12 protein-coding genes and 4 pseudogenes are annotated in these 18,650 nt (G+C 67.9%); 5 read left to right on the top strand and 11 right to left on the bottom strand.

The window, feature by feature from the left end:
* Positions 1-70: 70 nt before the first annotated feature.
* A complete protein-coding gene (locus tag OG407_RS01175; RefSeq protein WP_405854093.1) occupies positions 71-856 on the bottom strand; it encodes an FkbM family methyltransferase in 786 nt (261 codons plus the stop codon).
* Between the two features lie 1,092 nt (positions 857-1,948).
* On the opposite strand from OG407_RS01175, the pseudogene OG407_RS01170 reads away from it, so the two are divergent.
* Positions 1,949-3,289: pseudogene (locus OG407_RS01170) on the top strand (IS1380 family transposase).
* An 88-nt stretch (positions 3,290-3,377) separates the two neighbouring features.
* Here OG407_RS01170 and OG407_RS01165 read toward each other — a convergent pair.
* From OG407_RS01165 to OG407_RS01150, 4 genes are all read right to left on the bottom strand, one after another.
* Entirely contained in the window at positions 3,378-4,673 is a 1,296-nt protein-coding gene (locus OG407_RS01165) for a BNR repeat-containing protein (protein WP_405854091.1), read from the bottom strand.
* Positions 4,674-5,411: 738 nt separating this feature from the next.
* Positions 5,412-6,407 (bottom strand): aldo/keto reductase, encoded by a 996-nt coding sequence (locus OG407_RS01160; RefSeq protein ID WP_405868235.1) that lies wholly within the window; start codon positions 6,405-6,407, stop codon positions 5,412-5,414.
* Positions 6,408-6,519: 112 nt separating this feature from the next.
* The gene (locus OG407_RS01155; protein ID WP_405854089.1) at positions 6,520-7,599 is read right to left on the bottom strand and encodes an aldo/keto reductase; all 1,080 of its coding nucleotides are present in this window, start codon (positions 7,597-7,599) and stop codon (positions 6,520-6,522) included.
* A gap of 85 nt (positions 7,600-7,684) precedes the next feature.
* The gene (locus OG407_RS01150; RefSeq protein WP_405854087.1) at positions 7,685-8,617 is read right to left on the bottom strand and encodes an alpha/beta hydrolase; all 933 of its coding nucleotides are present in this window, start codon (positions 8,615-8,617) and stop codon (positions 7,685-7,687) included.
* A gap of 121 nt (positions 8,618-8,738) precedes the next feature.
* Between OG407_RS01150 and OG407_RS01145 the strand changes: the two genes are divergently transcribed.
* Together OG407_RS01145 and OG407_RS01140 are read left to right on the top strand one after the other, a co-directional pair.
* Positions 8,739-9,620 (top strand): helix-turn-helix transcriptional regulator, encoded by an 882-nt coding sequence (locus OG407_RS01145; RefSeq protein WP_405854085.1) that lies wholly within the window; start codon positions 8,739-8,741, stop codon positions 9,618-9,620.
* 25 nt (positions 9,621-9,645) lie between these two features.
* Positions 9,646-9,783, top strand: a pseudogene (locus OG407_RS01140) (arsenic resistance protein); the annotation flags it as partial.
* A 328-nt stretch (positions 9,784-10,111) separates the two neighbouring features.
* Here OG407_RS01140 and OG407_RS01135 read toward each other — a convergent pair.
* Positions 10,112-11,065, bottom strand: a pseudogene (locus OG407_RS01135) (IS630 family transposase); the annotation flags it as partial.
* A pseudogene (locus OG407_RS01130) lies at positions 11,061-11,222 on the bottom strand (transposase); the annotation flags it as partial. The pseudogenes OG407_RS01135 and OG407_RS01130, both read right to left, overlap by 5 nt.
* Before the next feature lie 64 nt (positions 11,223-11,286).
* On the opposite strand from OG407_RS01130, the gene OG407_RS01125 reads away from it, so the two are divergent.
* Positions 11,287-11,454: a hypothetical protein gene (locus tag OG407_RS01125; protein WP_405854083.1), complete on the top strand. Its 168-nt coding sequence runs from the start codon at positions 11,287-11,289 to the stop codon at positions 11,452-11,454.
* Positions 11,455-12,123: 669 nt separating this feature from the next.
* Here the strand turns inward: OG407_RS01125 and OG407_RS01120 are convergent.
* From OG407_RS01120 to OG407_RS01105, 4 genes are all read right to left on the bottom strand, one after another.
* The gene (locus OG407_RS01120) at positions 12,124-12,738 is read right to left on the bottom strand and encodes a PASTA domain-containing protein (protein ID WP_405854081.1); all 615 of its coding nucleotides are present in this window, start codon (positions 12,736-12,738) and stop codon (positions 12,124-12,126) included.
* A 337-nt stretch (positions 12,739-13,075) separates the two neighbouring features.
* On the bottom strand, positions 13,076-15,418 hold the full coding sequence (locus tag OG407_RS01115; protein WP_405854080.1) for an alpha-L-fucosidase: 2,343 nt from the start codon (positions 15,416-15,418) through the stop codon (positions 13,076-13,078).
* A 149-nt stretch (positions 15,419-15,567) separates the two neighbouring features.
* The gene (locus OG407_RS01110; protein WP_405854078.1) at positions 15,568-15,771 is read right to left on the bottom strand and encodes a hypothetical protein; all 204 of its coding nucleotides are present in this window, start codon (positions 15,769-15,771) and stop codon (positions 15,568-15,570) included.
* 11 nt (positions 15,772-15,782) lie between these two features.
* Complete coding sequence (locus OG407_RS01105; protein ID WP_405854076.1) at positions 15,783-16,991, bottom strand: IS110 family transposase; 1,209 nt, start codon at positions 16,989-16,991, stop codon at positions 15,783-15,785.
* 231 nt (positions 16,992-17,222) lie between these two features.
* Between OG407_RS01105 and OG407_RS01100 the strand changes: the two genes are divergently transcribed.
* Positions 17,223-18,407: an IS4 family transposase gene (locus tag OG407_RS01100; RefSeq protein WP_405854074.1), complete on the top strand. Its 1,185-nt coding sequence runs from the start codon at positions 17,223-17,225 to the stop codon at positions 18,405-18,407.
* Positions 18,408-18,650: the final 243 nt, after the last annotated feature.

Here is an 18,650-nt window from a genome sequence, read left to right as displayed (position 1 = left end):
GCGATCAGGACCCATCCACCTCATTTGTGTCAGCCGTTGATACCGCCTTGAGCCCGGGTACTGCGCGTGGTCAGGGCCTGACCGCGAACACCATGCCGATGTCGCCGGCCCGCTGCACCGAGTCCTGCTCGGTGCTGACAGTCAAGCCGTGCGTGCGGAGGACCTCGCAGATCGTGTCGCGGTTGTGCTGCCAGCCCTCCACCTCGACGACGGCCTGGCGGACCAGCGGCCAATGCCGTTCCTCGATACCTCTGAGCACCTCAAGTTCGGCGCCTTCCACATCGACCTTGAGCAGGTCGATGTGATCGATGCCCAGCTCGTCGAGCACCGGTGACAGGGGCCTGACCTTCACTCGGTGCGTCTCAAGTCGCCGCAGCACCCGCAGCTTGCGGCTGATGAGAAGAGTGAGGATGGGGGTGGGTACGCGGCGCAGGACCGGTCCCAGGCCACCCTGGCGGATCATTTCGACGACGCTGGCGGTGACCCGGCGCCGCTCGTCCTCGATGTTCCCCTGATTTCGCGAGGAGGACGAGAAGATCGTGGCGGCCGGAATGTAGCTGAAATCGAGCTCGTCGTCACGGGACGCCAAGCCGTAGGGGAGCGCGGTCAGGCGTCCGTTGAAGAACTCGCGGGCATTGCGATCGAGTGTCGCGTGGAGTGGCGGCACCGGCTCGAAGGCGTAGATCCAAACGTCTCCGTCCAACTGCTCATACACGGCGGCCGAGAACACGCCGATGTTGGCGCCCACGTCGAGTACCGTCGCGCCCGGCGTGCACTCGATGCCGTGGGCGAAGTAGCCGCCCACCTCCTCGCGGAGGAAGGACGCCTCCCAGCGATTTATGCTGTGCAGTTCCATCGCACTCATGGCCATGACAAGGTGATGTATCAGGGTTGGAGCCAACAATCCAGCCCGCATCCTTCGCTTCGGCCGCGTCCCAGATCCAGAGGGTGCGAGACGGGCTCAGGGTCACGCCGTGCCGAAGGTGATTGGCGGAGTAGCCGGCGCGGCTGTCGCCGACGCGGTCGCGTCACGCTCCTCGACTGCTGCTACATCGGCCTGGCCATTCCCGAGGCCTGAAGATCGCCCGGGCGAAGAGGAAATGCGGCATCTCCGGAAGAGAGCGCCTGATCGGTCACCTCGATTCACGTGCCGCCAAGGTGGGGGCGGTTGCCTTCACGGACACGCACCTGTGTCTGCACTCCTCAGCCTGGTGAGATCCGGACCGGTGGTCGGCGGGCAGCCGACGATCAGGTGCGGCCGGTACTGGATCTTGAGTCCAGGGAGAGGAATTCCGGGTGGCGGTGTGCAAGTAGTCGGCGGAGTTCCGGGCTGATGCCGTGGCGTTGGCCCGTTTGTCGGGCCGGCCAGTCTCGCGCGTTGCCGCCGAACTGGGCGTGAACCACTGCCAGGGACGCGCGCCGGCCTTCGTCCAGCACAGTCCTGTACGAGGCGATCGCCGAATTGCCCAACCTCGGGCTTTCGCCGAGTGGACGAGGGGTGAGTGGCCAGGCAGGGAGGCATGGTCGCTGAGCTGGGGCAATGGGTCAATCCCGTCTCGATGCGACGCCCTGTAGCTCTTCACCCTGAGGGTGCCCCGGGCCGCCACCCGCGCGCGTGTGAATCAGGCAGTTCCGGGTTTCTATCGTTGCTTGGCCAGCATCCGCGCCGCTTGCGAGAAGCAGATCAACGCAAAGCCGAAGCCGACAGCCAAGGCGGCAACGCCTCTGCCCGCGTGCTCTCCCAGCAGAAACCAGGAACCCCCTGCCAAGAGGAGGACGGCTCCCGTTGCCAGCAATCCGATCGTGATTCTGCGGTCGCTCATCACGGCCTCGCGCCTCGTCCATCGTCGTGCCCAACAGGTGGCCAGAAAAGTGAAGAGTACTCCTGACCTGCAATGATTGGACTTGTCGAGGGTCCTGTCAGCTGCAAGGAAAGAAGCACTCTCCGGTGAACAAGCGTATCGGGTCGTACCCGCATGTCCGCGTCCAGGGCGGTGGGGGTGCCGTGGTCTCGCAGGCCGGTGGGGTGCTACTGGTGGAGACCGCTCGCAAGTCGGGGCTGGACACGGCGATATCGGCAGCGTTGATGCCGTGGCGCAAGCCGCGGGCGGTGCACGATCCGGGCAAGGTCCTGCTGGACGTCGCCCTGGCGGTGGCACTCGGCGGGGACTGCCTGTCGGACGTGGCCATGCTGCGGGCCGAGCCGCTGGTGTTTGGGCCGGTAGCCTCCGATCCCACCGTCTCCAGGCTGGTCGAGACCCTGGCCACGGCTGGCCCTCGCGCGCTGGCGGCGATTCGCCGGGCAAGGGCCGAAGTCCGCCAGCGAGTGTGGAAGTTGGCTGGTGCCGATGCCCCCGGCATGGGCGGACAGGTCATCGTGGACATCGACGGGGTACTGGTGCTGGCGCACTCCGAGAAGCAGGACGCCACCGCGACCTGGAAGCGGACCTTCGGGCACCATCCGCTGGTCGCGTTCGTCGATCACGGCGCGGCCGGGTCCGGGGAACCGGTGGCCGGACTGCTGCGGCCGGGCAACGCGGGCAGCAACACCGCCGCCGACCACATCACCACCACCGGCATGGCCCTCGCCTAGTTGCCGAAGCACCATCGGCGCGGACGGCGCACGCTGATCCGGACCGACTCCGCCGGCGGCACCCACGAATTCTTGAACTGGCTCACGGCGCGGGGCCGGTGGCTGTCCTACTCGGTCGGGATGACGATCACAGAGGCCGTCCACGACGCCGTGCTGCAGGTCCCGGCTTCGGCCTGGACCCCGGCGGTCGAGCCCGACGGCCAGGTCCGAGACGGTGCCTGGGTGGCCGATCTGGCTGGCGACGTTCTGAAGGGCTGGCCAGCGGGTCTGCGGCTGATCGTGCGCAAGGAACGGCCCCATCCCGGCGCTCAGTTGAGGTTCACCGACACCGACGGCATGCGCCTGACCGGCTTCGCCACCAACACCCCGGACGCCGCGATCGCGCATCTGGAACTGCGGCACCGACAACGGGCCCGAGCCGAGGACCGCATTCGCGCCGCTCGCGACACCGGCCTGCGCAACCTTCCCCTGCACCGCGCCGCCCAGAACCAGGTCTGGCTGGAGATCGTCCAGATCGCCCTGGATCTGCTGGCCTGGATGCCGACGCTCGCCCTGACCGGCCGAGCCCGCCGCTGGGAACCCAAACGCCTACGACTTCGACTGTTCTCCGCCGCCGCACGCCTAGTCACCACCGGCCGCCGACGCATCCTACGTCTGCCCCAGCACTGGCCCTGGACGGACACGATCGCCAGCTAGTCGGGTCGTAGGAACCTCGTTTGAGACTCGCCCGGATTGTCGGCGGCCAGTTAGATCGGCTCAGATCAACTCGTCGAGTGGCTCTCCTTCAGCTGCCAAGCCTGGGCCTGAGCAGGATGACTTCGAGGTCTGCTCCTTGCGAGGGCCAGCAGTGCCGGGGGCTGTCGCGGTTGACGCCCAGGCTCTCCCATCGCAGCACATAGGTTCCTCGTGGGGTGTTCGATCCGAGGCCGTATCCGCTGTCGCGACAGACGTTCACCCTGAGGCCGGCGAATGTGCCGCGCACGCCGGCAACCCGGTCGGGGAGAGGTGAGGTTGCGAGTTGGGTGACAGTGATGAGTTCGGGGTTCACGATGATAGTGAACGGCCGCCCATGGCCGAGGTAGTTCACCTCGATGTCACCGTTTGGCAGGACCTCCGAACCGACTAGCGCGATCTCGAAGTCGATGGTGCCATGGCCACCGAACTCCCAGCGCCCTCGCCAGTCGCTGATACGCCGGATCTCCCACCCGATATGCCCTGGCCGGGCGGCGTACAGCTGGGAGTCACCAGCCGGGTCGTACTTGTGATAGGTGATGAGGACAGAGCCCGTGACGTCGAACCCAATGCGAGCGTTGCCGTTGAGCAGCCCCCCGTGGTCGGGTACGGCATCGACGACATCGCCGGCGGAGTAGGTGAAGGGCGTGGCGAGGGTGTTGTCGCGGCTGTCCGTCCACGTCACCAGGTCGGCGCTTCGAGCGTAGGTGAGCATGCTGTTGGTGGCCGCGTCGGGTGTGTTGCGCCAGACCCAGAGCAGATGAAACAGCCCGTCGGGCCCCAGGATCGGTCCTTCGGCGTAGGCACTCCATGTACGGCTGGGGTCGTCCGGCGACCCGTTGCCGTCGAACAACGGCTGATCGATCAAGCGGTTCCAGGAGGCGGTGCGCTCGTCGTACAGGTTGACGTAGGTCGCACCGTCACCAGAGCCTCCATCGCGGTGCGTGAAGATCAGGCTTCCGTCGGCACGGTTGAGGAATTGTGGGTAGGTGACCGAGCCTTCGGTGGCCGGATCGGTCATGGTGGTCACCTGCCGCAAAGTAGTGACGTCCCCGCCCGGGTCCGATCGGAAGTACACCAGCGGCACATTGTGCATGTTTCCCGCCACGTGCACGGCTCCGTCGCGGTCCAAGCCCAGGGCGACGGAATTGTGGCTGTCCCAGCCGAGCCTCGTCGAAAGGGTCTGCCGGCTCCAGTCCGTAGCGTCCTGTGGCCGGGGCCCCAGCATCCGGCCAGCGACCACCAGGTTGCGCTCGGGGGTGTAGAAGCCGACGTACTGCCGGTCACCTCGGGTAAGAAGGGCCTGTCCGACTGCCATGCCGGCCCAGGTCCGCCCGAGCGGCGTCACGTCGATGACCTCGTCACGAGCGGCCGGGAAACGGTGGGGCGCACCAGGAGCGCTACAGGAACCTGCGCGTGCCGCAGAGGCAATTGTCGCGTCTCCCTCGGGACGGCTATCTGTCGGGCGAATAGTGATCACCTCGATCGGCCCAGGGGCCCGCAAGTATGCGTTTGGAGGAGTTGGAGAAGGCAACAATCGACGATGCCCGGCCCTCGGTAGCAGGTCAAGGGGGACCCGCCCGGCGCCAGCCGCCTCTTCCCGAATGCGCCATCATCATTCTTGGCACTGGCAAGCCTCGTCGCGCGGTGCGCTCTCGCTGCGAGCGACGCGGATGCCGCACGCCATCAATGGTGCCGGTCGGCAAGGCGTTTCGACCGGATTCCGGGTTCATCTGTGATCGACGTAATACTCCTGGTGGTCGAGCTGACCTAGTCGGTGACCTCTTGCATCTGGGCGCCGACTAGGCGGAGCAGGTCCTGCGTCGATTCATCCGGCAGCCGGTCCTGTCCGACACTCGACAGCAGTCGCGTCAGTGCTTTCTGGAGCTGTGATGAACGGGCGGGTTCCGTGGCCGCGGAACTTTCCCGTTCCGCGGAGCGAGTGGTCAGGCGACCAGCGCGGGTAGGCGCAACTGCACGCGGCCGTCCGGTCCCGCCAGGCTTGAGAGATCACGGTGCCGGGACAGTCCCACGCAGGGGCCGTGCCGCCCCCCGTCACCTGTGGCGACCTGCCGGCCGGAGGTTCTCACTGTCCTGTAAGGCCCAGCATGGACTTCGGCATCCGGTCGCCCGTCAGTTGCAGCTTCGCAGCCGCCTCGTCGATCTCGGCGAGTTCGTCCACGGAGAACTCGATGTCTGCCCCGCCGAGGTTCTCCTCCAGGCGGTGCAGCTTTGTTGTACCCGGGATCGGCACGATCCAGGGCTTCTGCGCCAACAGCCACCCCAGCGCGATCTGCGCTGGCGTTGCGCCTTTACGGGTCGCCACCTCACGGATGAGGTCGACCAGGGCAAGGTTCGCCTCACGAAACTCGGCCGCGAAGCGTGGCACACCGCTGCGGAAGTCGCTCGCGTCCAGTTCCGTCGTCAGGTCGATCTTGCCGGTGAGGAAGCCCGCGCCCAGCGGCGAGAACGGCACGAAGCCGATACCCAGCTCCTCAAGGGCGGGGAGGAGCTCGGCCTCCGGCCCGCGATACCACAGCGAGTATTCGCTCTGCAGCGCGGTGACGGGCTGCACCGCGTGGGCACGTCGGATGGTCTGCACGCCCGCTTCTGACAGGCCGAAGTGGCGAACCTTGCCTTCGGCGATCAGCTCCTTCACGGTGCCCGCGACGTCCTCGATCGGCACGTCGGGGTCGACGCGGTGCTGGTACAGCAGGTCGATGTGGTCGGTCCTGAGCCGCTTGAGCATGGCGTCGGTGACCCTGCGGATGTGCTCGGGCCGGCTGTTGAGACCGCCGAGCCCCTGTTCCGTGTCAGGATCGAAGTCGAAACCGAACTTGGTGGCGATCACCACGTCGTCGCGGATGCCTTCGAATGCTTCACCGAGCAGCTTCTCGTTCTCCAGCGGACCGTACGCCTCGGCTGTGTCGAAGAAGGTGACACCGCGCTCGACGGCCGACCGCAGCAGAGCGACCATCTCCCGCACGTCCTGCGGCGGTCCGTAGGGACCGGTCATGTTCATGGTCCCGAGCCCGAGTGCGGAAACCTCGAGACCGCTCTTACCGAGAACACGCTTCTTCATTGGTGCTTCCTCTCCCATACTGTTCTGACCCTGTTCTTGACGTGCCGTGACCAGTCGTCACACCACGCAATGGCGCTGGGCCGGTTCGGCGGTTCTTCGCGGACGATGGCGTTCAGTACTTGCCGCTCTGATTCATGTCCGGGTAGGTGGTGCCGTCGACGGTCATCCCGCCGAAGGCGACCGCCGGGCTGATGCCGGTGGTGAATCTGGCCGGGAAGTTCAGCGTCGGCGTGGACACCTCGTCCAGCGTCGCGCGCTGCTCGGCCGTCAGGGTGACGTCGAGCGAGGCGAGGTTCGCGTGCAGTTGGTCGATGGTGCGGGCGCCGATCAGGGTGGAGGAGATGCCGGGGCGTCCCCGGACCCAGGCCAGGGCGACCTCCGCGGAGCTGACGCCGAGGTCCTTGGCGACCTGGGCGACGGAGTCGATGATCGGCCATTCCTTTTCGCCGGGCTCGCCGAACACCGCGGACATCACTGCGGCGCGGTCGCCGTCGGCGCCGCCGTCGCGGGTGTACTTGCCCGTCAGCTTCCCACCCCGCAGCGGGCTCCACGGCACCACACCCATGTCCAGGGCCTGTGCCATCGGCAGCAGCTCACCCTCGGGTGTGCGCTCCAGCAGGGAGTACTGCAACTGGAGCGCGGTGACCGGCGTCCAACCCCGGAACGCGGCGATCATCTGCGCCTGCGTGGCGACCCACGCGGGAACGTCGGACAGGGCGATGTAGCGGACCTTGCCGGCGGTGACGAGGTCGTTGAGCGTGCTCATCGTCTCCTCGATCGGGGCGCCCTGGTCCCAGCCGTGCAGCCAGTACAGGTCGACGTAGTCGGTCTGCAGGCGCCGCAGGGACTCGTTGAGCTGGCCGATGATCCCCTTGCGTCCGCCGCCGCCGCCGTTGGGGTCGCCGGGGAACAAGTTGGTGAGGAATTTCGTGCTCAGCACCACGCGCTCGCGCCGACCGGGGCGCGCGGCGAAGTAGTCACCGATGATCTTCTCGGAGTGGCCGTTGGTGTAGCTGTTGGCGGTGTCGATCAGGTTGCCGCCGCGCTCCAGGTAGTCGGTCAGGATCGCCTCGGAGGTCTCGACGCTCGATCCCCAGCCATGGTCGTCGCCGAACGTCATGGTGCCCAGCCCGAGAGGGCTGACCCGCAGCCCGGAACGGCCGAGCGTGATGTACGAGTCCAAGGAGGTCATGGACGTCTCGCTTCCTGTGATGAACGGGCGGGTTCCGCGACCACGCAACCCGCCCACAACGTCAAACCGCTCTCGGGCGGCGGGGTCAGACCACGAACCCGGCGGGGGCGTGGGCTGCGAGGTTCTGGGTGAAGAAGGGGACGAGCTCGGCGGTGACCTGCGGGACGTAGCGGTCGTAGAGGTCGATGTGGCTGGCGCCCTCGACCCAGTGCAGCCGCTTGGGCTCGGCCGCCTTCTTGATCGCTTCCTCGGACATCCAGGCGGTGGCGGCCTCGGTGCCGGCGACCATCAGCAGCGGGCGGGGGGCGATGAGGTTGATCAGGTGGAAGGCGTCGAAGTTCACGATCTTGTCGATACTGGGGAAGGTGAACTCGTCGGCCTGGCGGGGGTGACGGCCGCGGTCGGTGGAGTAGTACTCCCAGCCCTCGTAGTTGTAGCGGTCACCGTCGGTGGGGGCGTCCTGTCCCTGAATACGCAGGACCAGGGGGGAGGCGGGCTCGCCGGCCGCTTCGGCGGTGCGGGCCGCGGCCGCCGCGTCGAGCATCGACTTCAGGACGGCGGGGTCCTGGTTGCCGTGCGGGCCGACGCGGAAATTCAGGCCGAGGTCGACCGCACTGGCGGTCGCGACGGCGCGGATGCGGTGATCGGTGGCCGCGGCGGGGACGACGTAGCCGCCGGAGGCGCAGATGCCCAGTGCGCCGATCCGGTCGGAGTCGACCTCCGGGCGGGTGGTGAGGTAAGAGACGGCGTTCTTGATGTCCTCGACGCGCTGGGCGGGGTCTTCGGTGCCGCGCGGGGTGCCGCCGCTCTCGCCCTGATAGGCGGCGTCGAAGGCGAGCGCAACGAAACCGGCGTCGGCGAGCTGCTGGGCGTAGGCGCCGGCGGTCTGCTCCTTGACACCGCTGGCGGGGTGAGCAACGACCACGGCGGCCCGGGGGCCGTCGATGGCGACGTCGGGCGTGTACAGGTGGGCGGCCAGGGTGATCCCGGCGCTGGGGAAGGTCACATCGGTTCGCATGCATCCACCGTGCCCCTCCTCGCCGCGGGGTGGGAGGGGAAGGTCCCTGACGGGGCACAGACGTGCCGGGGCACATTCCTGCCCCCCTTCACCAGCCACTACCTGCGGCATAGTGGGGGGCATGTCCGATACGCGTTCACCCCGCTCCGAGCTCGGCGCGTTCCTCAAGGCGCGCCGCGCCGAGCTGACGCCCGCGACGGTCGGTCTCGCCGACGACGGGACCGTGCGGCGGGTGCCTGGACTCCGCCGGGATGAGGTCGCCCGGCTGGCCACGATGAGCACCGGCTACTACACCCGCATCGAGCAGGGGCGCCTGCCAGCCTCCGCGACCGCACTCTCCTCCCTCGTACGAGCGCTGCGCCTCGACGAGGCCCAGCGGGCCTACCTGTACGAACTGGCGGGCCAGGCACCCGCCATGCGGCGGCGCAGTAGCGTCCAGAAGGTGCGGCCGTCCGTGCAGAGAATGCTCGACGCCCTCGGCCACTCGCCAGCCATCGTTTTCGGCCGCTACACCGACATCCTCGCCTGGAATGCCGCTGCCGCGGCCCTCTACCGGGACTTCGCCGAGCTGAAACCGGCCGAGCGCAACTACACGCGGATGCTGTTCCTGGACCCCGTCATGCGTGCGCTGTACGTCGACTGGGAGGACGCGGGACGCATCAGCGCGGCAACGCTTCGGATGGCGACGGCCGACAACCCGGACGACCCGCGCCTAGCCGCCCTGGTCGGTGAGCTGTCAGTGCGCAGTTCCGAATTCCGCGAGTGGTGGAACGGACGGATCGTGACGGACCTGACCTCCGGCACCAAGCGCTACTGCCACCCCCTCATCGGGCCCCTCACCCTTGAGTGCGACACCTGGACTAGCCCGAACAACCCCGACGTCATGTTCATGATCCTCACCGCCGAACCCGGCAGCCCCGAAGACAACGCCCTGCGCATACTCAGCTCCTGGAACACCGCCCCCGCGCCGACAACACAACCAGCCGACACCCCTCACGACTGATCCGCCGGACCGGACCCGGCCACCCATCGCCTCAATCTTCCGTCTCGACGCTCCAGCCTCCCGGGCTGTCGTCTTTTACCGGAGCGACCGTAACTCCCTGGTCGTTCTGCCCCTCGCGCTCGCCCTCCCCGACGCCCTGCCGGAGGCTGCGGTCGTGGTGGTGACTCCCGTGCGCTTGGGCTCCACCGCCCGCTCCACTGCGCAGTGGCCTAGCAGGGGTGGAGCCTCTGGCCGAGACAACCCACCGAACCTCACCACCTGAGTTGAGTGCGAGGTCGCCGTCGACGGCGTAGGAGCCAAGGGCTTGCAGGAGACCTGCGGGGCAGTGTTCGGCGGGGTGGCGGTTCTTCGAGCCGGGTGGGCCTCCGGGGGCCGGGCCTTCGAGACGGCGCTCGTGGTCGGGATCGCAACCGTCACCCTTCTCCACATGCTCATGGAGGGGCGATGACCGACTAGTGTGATGCGCCAGAAATCTCGGGCTTAAGTCTGTGTCAGGTTTCGATAGTCGGCGGGTTGATTTTGGTGAGGTAGTCGGCGAGGGAGTTGAGGATCTCGTTCCATCCGTCGATCCAGGCCTTGATGTCTTGCTCCAGGGCCTTCATAGAGGTGTGTAGGCCGCGGCGGATGAGCTTGTCCGTCAGCAGGCCGAACCACCGCTCGACCTGGTTCATCCAGGAGGAGCCGGTGGGGGTGAAGTGGACGTGGAAGCGGGGGTGTTTTCCGAGCCACGTCTTGATCTCGGCGGTGTTGTGGGTGGCGTAGTTGTCACAGACCAGATGGACGTCGAGGCCGGCGGGCACGGCCTTGTCGATCGTGACCAGGAACTTCTTGAACTCAATCGCCCTGTGGCGACGGTGCAGTTCCGATATGACGCTGCCATCGGCGATGTTGAAGGCGGCGAACAGGCTGGTGATGCCGTGCCGGTAGTAGTCGTGGGTGCGCCGCTCGGGCATGCCCGGCATCATCGGGAGCACCGGCTGGGACCGGTCCAGCGCCTGGATTTGGCTCTTCTCATCCACGCAGAGCACCACCGCTTTCTCCGGCGGATGGTGGTACAGGCCGACGACATCGACGACCTTCGCGATGAACTGCGGGTCGGTGGAGAGCTTGAACGCGTCCTGGAGATGGGGCTTGAGGTCGAACTTCTTCCAGATCCGTCCGATGGTGGACCTCGACAGTCCGGAGTGCTTGGCCATCGAGGCCCGCGACCAGTGGGTGTCCTTGCCGGGGGTGGACTCCAGTGTCGCCGTGAGCACGTTTTCGACTTGGTCCAGCAGGATCGCGGGCGGCCTGCCGGGGCGCGGCTCATCGGTCAGCCCGTCCAGCCGCAAGCGGATGAACCTCGACCGCCAGCGGTTCACCGTTCCGTGCGAGACGCCGAGTTCGGCGGCGATCTCCTTGTTCGTCCCGCCGTCCGCGCACCGCAGCACGATCCTCGCCCGCAGACACGGAGGTCAGCTTGTCGCGGTAGCGGGGCTGTGGCCTGCGGCCGTTGCCGGACCAGGCCGGGGTGGTGGGCTGCGCGTCGTGCGGGTGGACGGTCACGTCGGAGCGGACAGCGACGACATAGCCTGCCCGCCCTCGACCCGGCAAGCCGTAACGGCCCATCGGATGAACCGACAGACCGTCACGAAAAATCGAGGCTAACCGCCAGTTCGAGGTGATCGTGTTGCGCTACATCCTCGACTGCCCTACCACCAAGGTTGCCTGGTACGTCGGGATCGACCAACGCACCGTCGGCCATCACCTGAACCGTGACAAGGAATGCCTGCGCATCAAGCTGGACCTGCCCGACGAACGAAAAGGGCCCCAGCAAAAAGGAGAAGGAATGTGACTCCCGCCCTCGACACCCCGCTGGCCGAAGCCCGGCTGCCCGTCACCGCTCCGCATCGCACCGCTTCGACGTCGTGACCGGCCTGCGCCGTCTCGCCGCCGACGCCTCGCGCCGCACGCCCACCACAGAGATCTCCCGCGCCGCACAGGCCAGCGGCTGAGCGTTGCGGGCCGTTGCGTCCTCTCGGAGCGGGACACAACGCCGCGCACCACGTGCCGCTCCGGGCGTAGAGGCGGCACCGACGGTCCCGGTCACGCTGTGCATGCTGCTGGTCATGACGTTCCCGGCCGCCGCTTGCGTGCACACGATGCTCACCTTCGCGGGGGTGGCCTGCGTGGCGGTCGGCGGGAACTGCCTCGGCCTGCTTCCGGACGGCCGGCCGGGCGGGAGCCTCGATCGGTGCGGGCACGGCCGTTCTGGGTGCGGGTACCGGAGCGTTCTTCCAGCGTCGTCGTGTGCGGGCGTCTTTCCAAGCCGTCCGGGGCGACGGGTACGCACAAGGGATCGCCGACGTGGTCCTCATGAACATCGCGGTGTACGAGGCCGCCGTCTTCCCGCCCACCCCCTGCGGGGTGAGCGAAGAGGAACAGGAGGCTGATCACCGCAACGTGCCGGGGCCGCGCGATGCGGTCCCGACACGAAGGCAGGGCGGGTGTGAAATCCGACGGATCATTCGCACTGGGCCGGTGGGGTGGGCTTCTTGCCGAGCTTGATCGAGACCGCGGACCCCGGGAGCAGTACGGTGCCCGCGCTCGGACTCTGCGAGCTGACCCGGTTGATGTTGTCGCAGTCGACGACGCTGCCCACGCTGCCCAGCACGTATCCGGCGGCCGAGAGTGCCTGGCCGGCCTGAGCCGACGTGTCACCCGACAAACCGGGCACGGTTGTCACTCCGGTCACCGAGGCGGAGACAGAAGCCAGCCCTCTGCTGAATCCGGTGTCCGACGACGTGTCGACGACCGTGACGCTCCAGCCGACGGTTCCGGTCTGAGTGATGAACACCGACTGTGATCCGCCACCGACCGGGAAGACGGTGGTCGACGGGTTGAAACCCGGCCCGCTGATCACCAGCGTGTCTTCAGCGGTGTTGGCGACGCAGTCCGCGCTCCATTGCACCAGAGCGGTGTGGCCGTACAGCACGGGTGACGGCGTCACCGAGATCGTGGCGGTCGCGGTGGCCGCGCAGTTCAGCCCGGGATCGTCCGCGTAGGCGGGTGTCACCGCGAACGCGGTGGCCATCAGTGCCGCCACGACCAGCACCACCGCCTTGGGCGAGCGTGTCACCCGGGCCGCCCACCTCCCCAGCCCGGCCGCCGTCCTGGCGAGCACGCGACGCGACGGCTTCGATGGTTCTCTCATAACTCCCCCGGGTGGTTGCTCTCTCGCTGCCGAGCGGCCATGGGCCGTCGACGACCGATGGCCAGCGTGATGCACCGTCACCTGGCTGTCGCCCCCGGATCCGCTCAGCGGAACGAGCGGAAGCGAGGGGGCCGGTACGCGAGCCGGCGATCAGTCGGTGCCGGGTCCTGGGCTGCGCGGCGCCTGCTACGGCATCTCCACGGCCGGCCGCACTCTGCTGCAACAGGCTGCCGCCGACCACCCCGGTCTGCGCAACGACCTCTCAGGCACGCCAATGCACTTTGAACACCCACGCGTGCTGCCCCGCCTTGCGGGCGGCTTCGGGAACGTCGATCACCAGCGCTCCGTTGCTGAGGGTCCAGGTCAGGGGGCGGCCGTGGCCGAGCATGGTCACCTTGTCGCCACTGCGGATCGGGATCGGCGCTTCGACGGTGAGTCTGGCGCTCGGTTCGGCCAGGGAGTGGATGTAGAAGGCCTCGTCCGGGCGGACCGTGAACCGTAGATCCTCGCCGAGTTGCGCCATCCTCGACCAGTACGTCGTGTCGTAGATCGCCTCGCCGTTGACGTGCAGCCAGCGGCCCGTCTCGCGCAGCCGGGTCTGCATGATCTCGGGGATCGTGCCGTCGGCCCGGGGGCCTATGTCGAGAAGGAAGTTGCCGTTCTTCGACACGATGTCGACGAGGTTGCGCACGACCTCCTCGGCCGTCATGTAGCCGTCGTCGGGGGTCGCCCGGTTGTAGCCGTAGCTGAACGGGTCGAGGCCTCGGCTGGACTCCCACTTGGCGACGACCGTGTTCTCGTATGTCGTGTACTCGGGCGTGGTGAAGTCGTGGAAGGCGATCCCCGAACGGTCGTTGACGGTCACGTCGACCGGACGGCGGCGGTTCTTGGCGTGGTTGAAGTACTCGGCGAGCACATGGAGGCTGTCGTTGGCGCCGCCGATGTCGCACCAGATGAGTTCGGGGTCGTAGCCGTGGATCAGCTCCAGCATCTGCGGGGCCTGATACTGCGTCACATAGTCCTTGCCCGCGGTGTATCCGGTGTACGGCACCGGCTGAAGGGTGTACGGATTGCGCGGGGCGTGGCCCATCCACGGGTTGTCGGGGTTGAACCACTCCGGCATCGAGAAGTAGAGCCCGCGATGGAGTTCGGGCGTGTGGCGGCGTGAGGCGTCGAAGAGTTCTTTGACCAGGTCCCTCTTCGGGCCCATCTTGACCGCGTTGCGGTCGGAGACCTTGGTGTCCCACAGCGCGAAGCCCTCGTGGTGCTTCGAGGTGAGCACGTGGTACTGGGCGCCCGCGTCGCGGAAGAGTTCCACCCAGGCGCGCGGATCGAACTTCTCGGCGGTGAAGCGCGGGATGAAGTCGTCGTAGGCGAAGTCCTCGCCGTAGGTGTCCCGGTGGTAGGCGTACGTCGGGTTGTTCGGGTCCTGCATCTGGTCCCAGTACCACTCGGCGTACTGCTTGCCGACGGGCGCCCAGGCGGGCACCGAGTAGACGCCCCAGTGGATGAAGATGCCGAACTTGGCGCCCTGGAACCAGTACGGCGCCTGATGGCCGGCGAGGGAGGTCTCGGTGGGTCCGTAGTCGGCGACACCGAGGGTCAACTGCTTGTGGGACACGGCGGCTTGGGATCCGCGTCCGGTCACGGTCACCGTGCCGTCCCGCACGGTGCCGGGTGTGGCGCCGCTGCGGATGCCGACGCGGACGCGGGCCTGTTCGCCGGGGTCCAGGCGCCGGACGCGGGCGGGCTCGACCGTACGGGCACCCTGGGCATCGACGCGCACGGACACTGCGTCGCCCGCGAGGATCGCGACCGTGCCGGCGTTCACGACCGTCGCCTCGACGCTCTGCGCGCCGGACGCCTCCAGCAGCGAGTTCGTGGAGTGGGCGTCACGCAGGGCCAACGCCCGTCCCTGGGCGGCGGGTTGGAGCGAGAGGGCGAAGACGTGCAGGGAAGTCTTTCCCGCCTCGGCCGGGTTGGTGACCGGGAGGGTGAGGGCGACCGCCTCGCGCTGCGGGTCGAGCCAGACCTCCGAGGTGCCGATGCCGACGCTGTGCTGGTCCTTGGTGCCGTCCGGCTGGTAGCGGTACGGGGCGGAGAGCGAGCCGCCGGCCGCGTACCAGTCGGCGCCGCCGAGGCCGGCGGTGCTGGTGGAGCCGTCGGCGTAGTGGACGGTGGCGCTGCCGGAGGCGTTGCCGTAGCTGCCCGAGGTGAGGAAGACGGCCGACAGGTAGCGGCCCTGGGGCAGTTCGACGCGCTGGCCCATCGCGACGACGTTGTTCTGGGCGCCGGCGGCCGAGGAGGGGAAGAGGAAGGGGATGCCGTCGACCTCGACGCGGCCGGTGGGGAGTTCCTCGCCCGGGAAGGTGTAGCCCGAGCCGTCGAAGTCACCGCCGCGTGCGGAGGCGCTGTCGATGCCGTCGTTGTCGTAGAGGCCGTCGAGCGGGACAGGGAGCGGCTCGGGGACGGGAACCCACGGCCCGGCGTGCTCGGTAAGTGGTTCGCCGGCGTGTGCGGCGGTGGCTGAAGTGAGGGGAAGGGCTGCTGCGGCGGCGACTCCGGCCGTGGCGCCCAGGACCTGACGTCTCGGATACGTACCCATGAGCGGCTCCAATTCATCGGATGTCTGATGATTGAGGAGAGCCGAGACACTGTCAACTGTGCGGACAGGGGGAGGAGTTGAAGAAATTCGTAGGATGACAAGTAGGGTTGCTTGGCTGCATGTCCTGTTCGGCCAGTTGCTGGTGGATCTCAGTCGCACCATCGCGCGGCCTGAGCAGGCAGACCCCTTGAACCGTCCACCGCGCCCACGCCGTCCACCTGTTCTCGGTTCTCGATGAGGTGCCCGAGTTCGGTGTCCGCAGAGAGCGGGAGGGGGAGCCCGGCATCGGTGACGGCCTCCGGGCAGAGGTGCAGCTCGCGCAGCGGGGGGGGTGCCTCTATGTCCTTCGTCAAGGCTGAGTGGGTTATGCGGGAGCGGTTTCGGGGGTTCGGGGTTCGTAGAAGGTGCCGTCGCGGAGCATGGCGAAGAGCACGCTGATGCGGTGGCGGGCGAGGCGGAGGATGGCTTGCGTGTGGGTTTTCTTGCGGGCGCGTTGTTTGTCGTAGTAGGCGCGGGAGGCGGGATCGTGCAGGGCGGCGAAGGCCGAGAGGAACATCGCCCGTTTCAGTTGCCGGTTGCCGCCTCTGGGCGCGTGTTCGCCGTGGATCGAGGTCCCCGAGGACTTCGTGGTGGGCGCGAGCCCGGCGTAGGAGGCCAGGTGGGCGGCGGTGGGGAAGCTGGTGCCGTCGCCGACGGTGACCAGCAGGACGGCGGCGGTCCTGACCGCGACCCCCGGGATCGAGGTCAGGACCGGGGAAAGAGGGTGTGCCTCCAGCAGGGCCTCGATCTGGGCTTCCAGGGTCCGGCGCTGGTCGTGGACGGCTCCGAGCGAGCGGGCCAGGGACGGGATGACGATGTCGAGGGTGCCGGTGCCGGGGACGACGACGGTCTGTTCGTCGAGCGCGTCGAAGATCTCGTCGATCAGCCGGGCCGCCATGCGTGGGGCTCTGGGGCGGACCGCCTCGACGAGCCTGCGGCGTCCGGCTTTCCGCAGGCTGGCCGGGGAGCCGTAGCGTTCCAGCAGCCAGGTGACGGCCTGGTGGTCGAGACGTGGGCCCAGGACGCGTTCCAGGCTGGGGTGGAACTGGGTGAGCAGGCCGCGTATCCGGTTGGAGGTGCGGGTGGCCTCGGCGGCGAGGTCCTGGTCGAAGCCCACGAGCACGGTCAGTTCGGCGGTGATCTCGTCGGTGAGTTCCAGCGAGCGCAGTGCGTGGGGCAGGGTGCGGGCGGCGTCCGCGATGACCGCGGCGTCCTTGGCGTCGGTCTTGGCCTCGCCCGGGTAGAGGTCGGCGATCCGGCGCATGGCGAGGCCGGGCAGGTAGGCGACCTTGCAGCCGGCGTCGCGGGCGACGGTGAGGGGGAGGGCTCCGATGGAGGCGGGCTGGTCCACGATCACCAGGACGGTGCCGAACTTCGCGGTGAGCTTGTCGAAGACGGCCCGCAGTTTCGGCTCGCTGTTGGGCAGGGGCTTGTCGAAGACCTTCTTGCCGGCCGGGGTCAGCCCGTGCCCGTGATGGGCGCTCTTGCCGACGTCCAGGCCGAGGAACACGCCCACGTCTTTGGTGTCGAACATCGCGCCCTTCCAGGGGAGTTGAACGTGCCGGCCTCGGCATCGGTGTCGTGCACGCGCATCCACGTTATGCAGACCTGCCGCCCGCGGGGAGCCGGGCGTTGCGCTCGGCGGGGCGGTGGTCGGGCCTCTGATCAGCGTCTCCGACGGCACCTTCCGGGCCCGGTGACACCACCCCCCAGGTCATGCCTTCCAATGCCGTTGCTTTTGTGAGGGCCGGGCGGTTGAAGTGGTGTGCTGATATCGCGACTTGAACGACTGGGGTTGGGAGTCCTGACGCGGTCGTGTCCGCCTGAGCTGGTGGACCGGGTGGTGGGTGACGCGGGGCGTTCGGAGAAGCGTCGGCGTCTGTTGTCCGCCCGGTTCACGGTGTACTTCGTGCTGGCGATGGGCTTGTTCCCGCAGGCCGACTACCTGGAGGTCCTGCGGCTGGTGAAGACCGGCGACAAGGGGTTGCGGTCCTGGTCGGGGGTGAACAAGTCGTCGCTGAGCAGGGCCCGGCAGCGGCTCGGCTGGCCGGTGATGCGGGAACTGTTCCGGTCCGTGGCCCGGCCGCTCGGCGCGGACGGCGAGCTGTTCCGAGGACTGCGGGTGCTGGCCCTGGACGGGATACTGCTGGCCGTGCCCGACTCCGCGGGCAACAACGACGCCTTCGGCAAGTCCGGCTCCCAGCGCAGTCCCATGGGTTATCCGCAGGCCAGAGTGGTCGCGGTGGCCGAGTGTTCCTCTCACGCCGTCCTGGACGCCGCGATCGGCGGTTTCAAGGATTCCGAGCGCATCGTCTCCGACGCCCTGGACGCCCATATCGGGACGGGCACACTGTTACTGGCCGACCGGGGACTGTGGGGTCTGGCCCGCTGGCACCGGCTCCGGGACCAGGGAACACACCTGCTGTGGCGCATCGAACGACGCAAAGCCCGCCGAGTCCAGGACGTCCTGCCCGACGGCAGCTACCTCGCCCGGATCGAGGCGAACAAACACAGCAAGGCGGCCGGAACCGTCAAGGCGCCGCCGGCGCTGGTCCGGGTGATCGAGTACCGCGTCGACGGGCAGGCCGACATCGTCCGGCTCATCACCAGCCTGACCGACCACGAGAAGTACCCCGCCGAAGAACTTGCCGTCCTCTACGCCCGGCGCTGGGAGATCGAGCTCGTCTTCGACGAGATCAAGACCCACCAACGCGGGCGGCCGGTGCTCAGGTCGCAGACACCGGACGGCGTGCGGCAGGAGATCTATGCGCACTTGATCGTGCACCATGCCACCCGGGATCTGCTGGAGGAGGCCGCCCGCCTGCACCGCAGCATCGCTGAGCGGACCTCGTTCACCCGGGCTCTGCACGTCGTCCGCCGCTCGGTGATCTCACCGAGCGGCTTTTCCCCCCTCAGCCCGCAAGCGGGACCGACGCCTGGGACTCTCTGAAATCGGCCGCAGTCTGCTGCCCCGCCGAAGATCCCGTGACTGCCCTCGCAAGATCCGTTCCTGCGTCACCGGCTACACCAGCAAAGCCCCAGACGAACCCTCCAGCAGCCGACGTCCACCGGTCGCCGTGACCTTGAACAACCGGTGGCACGACCACTAAAGCAACGGCATTGTCATGCCTTCGACAGGGGGGAACAGTCATGCCGGGCCCGGAGGCCAGCGGTCCTCTTGCAGGACCGCGAA

This window comes from Streptomyces sp. NBC_01515 (genome assembly GCF_045040345.1).
Taxonomy (GTDB): Bacteria; Actinomycetota; Actinomycetes; order Streptomycetales; family Streptomycetaceae; genus Streptomyces.
The sequence above is the reverse complement of the archived record's forward strand: the minus strand, read 5'-3'. Positions and strand labels throughout refer to the sequence as shown.

Bases quoted from the DNA above. Each gene is read 5' to 3' on its own strand.
- OG407_RS01175 (WP_405854093.1), bottom strand. From the start codon at position 856: ATGGAACTGCACAGCATAAATCGCTGGGAGGCGTCCTTCCTCCGCGAG.
- OG407_RS01160 (WP_405868235.1), bottom strand. From the start codon at position 6,407: ATGAAGAAGCGTGTTCTCGGTAAGAGCGGTCTCGAGGTTTCCGCACTC.
- OG407_RS01155 (WP_405854089.1), bottom strand. From the start codon at position 7,599: ATGACCTCCTTGGACTCGTACATCACGCTCGGCCGTTCCGGGCTGCGG.
- OG407_RS01150 (WP_405854087.1), bottom strand. From the start codon at position 8,617: ATGCGAACCGATGTGACCTTCCCCAGCGCCGGGATCACCCTGGCCGCC.
- OG407_RS01145 (WP_405854085.1), top strand. From the start codon at position 8,739: ATGTCCGATACGCGTTCACCCCGCTCCGAGCTCGGCGCGTTCCTCAAG.
- OG407_RS01115 (WP_405854080.1), bottom strand. From the start codon at position 15,418: ATGGGTACGTATCCGAGACGTCAGGTCCTGGGCGCCACGGCCGGAGTC.
- OG407_RS01105 (WP_405854076.1), bottom strand. From the start codon at position 16,991: ATGTTCGACACCAAAGACGTGGGCGTGTTCCTCGGCCTGGACGTCGGC.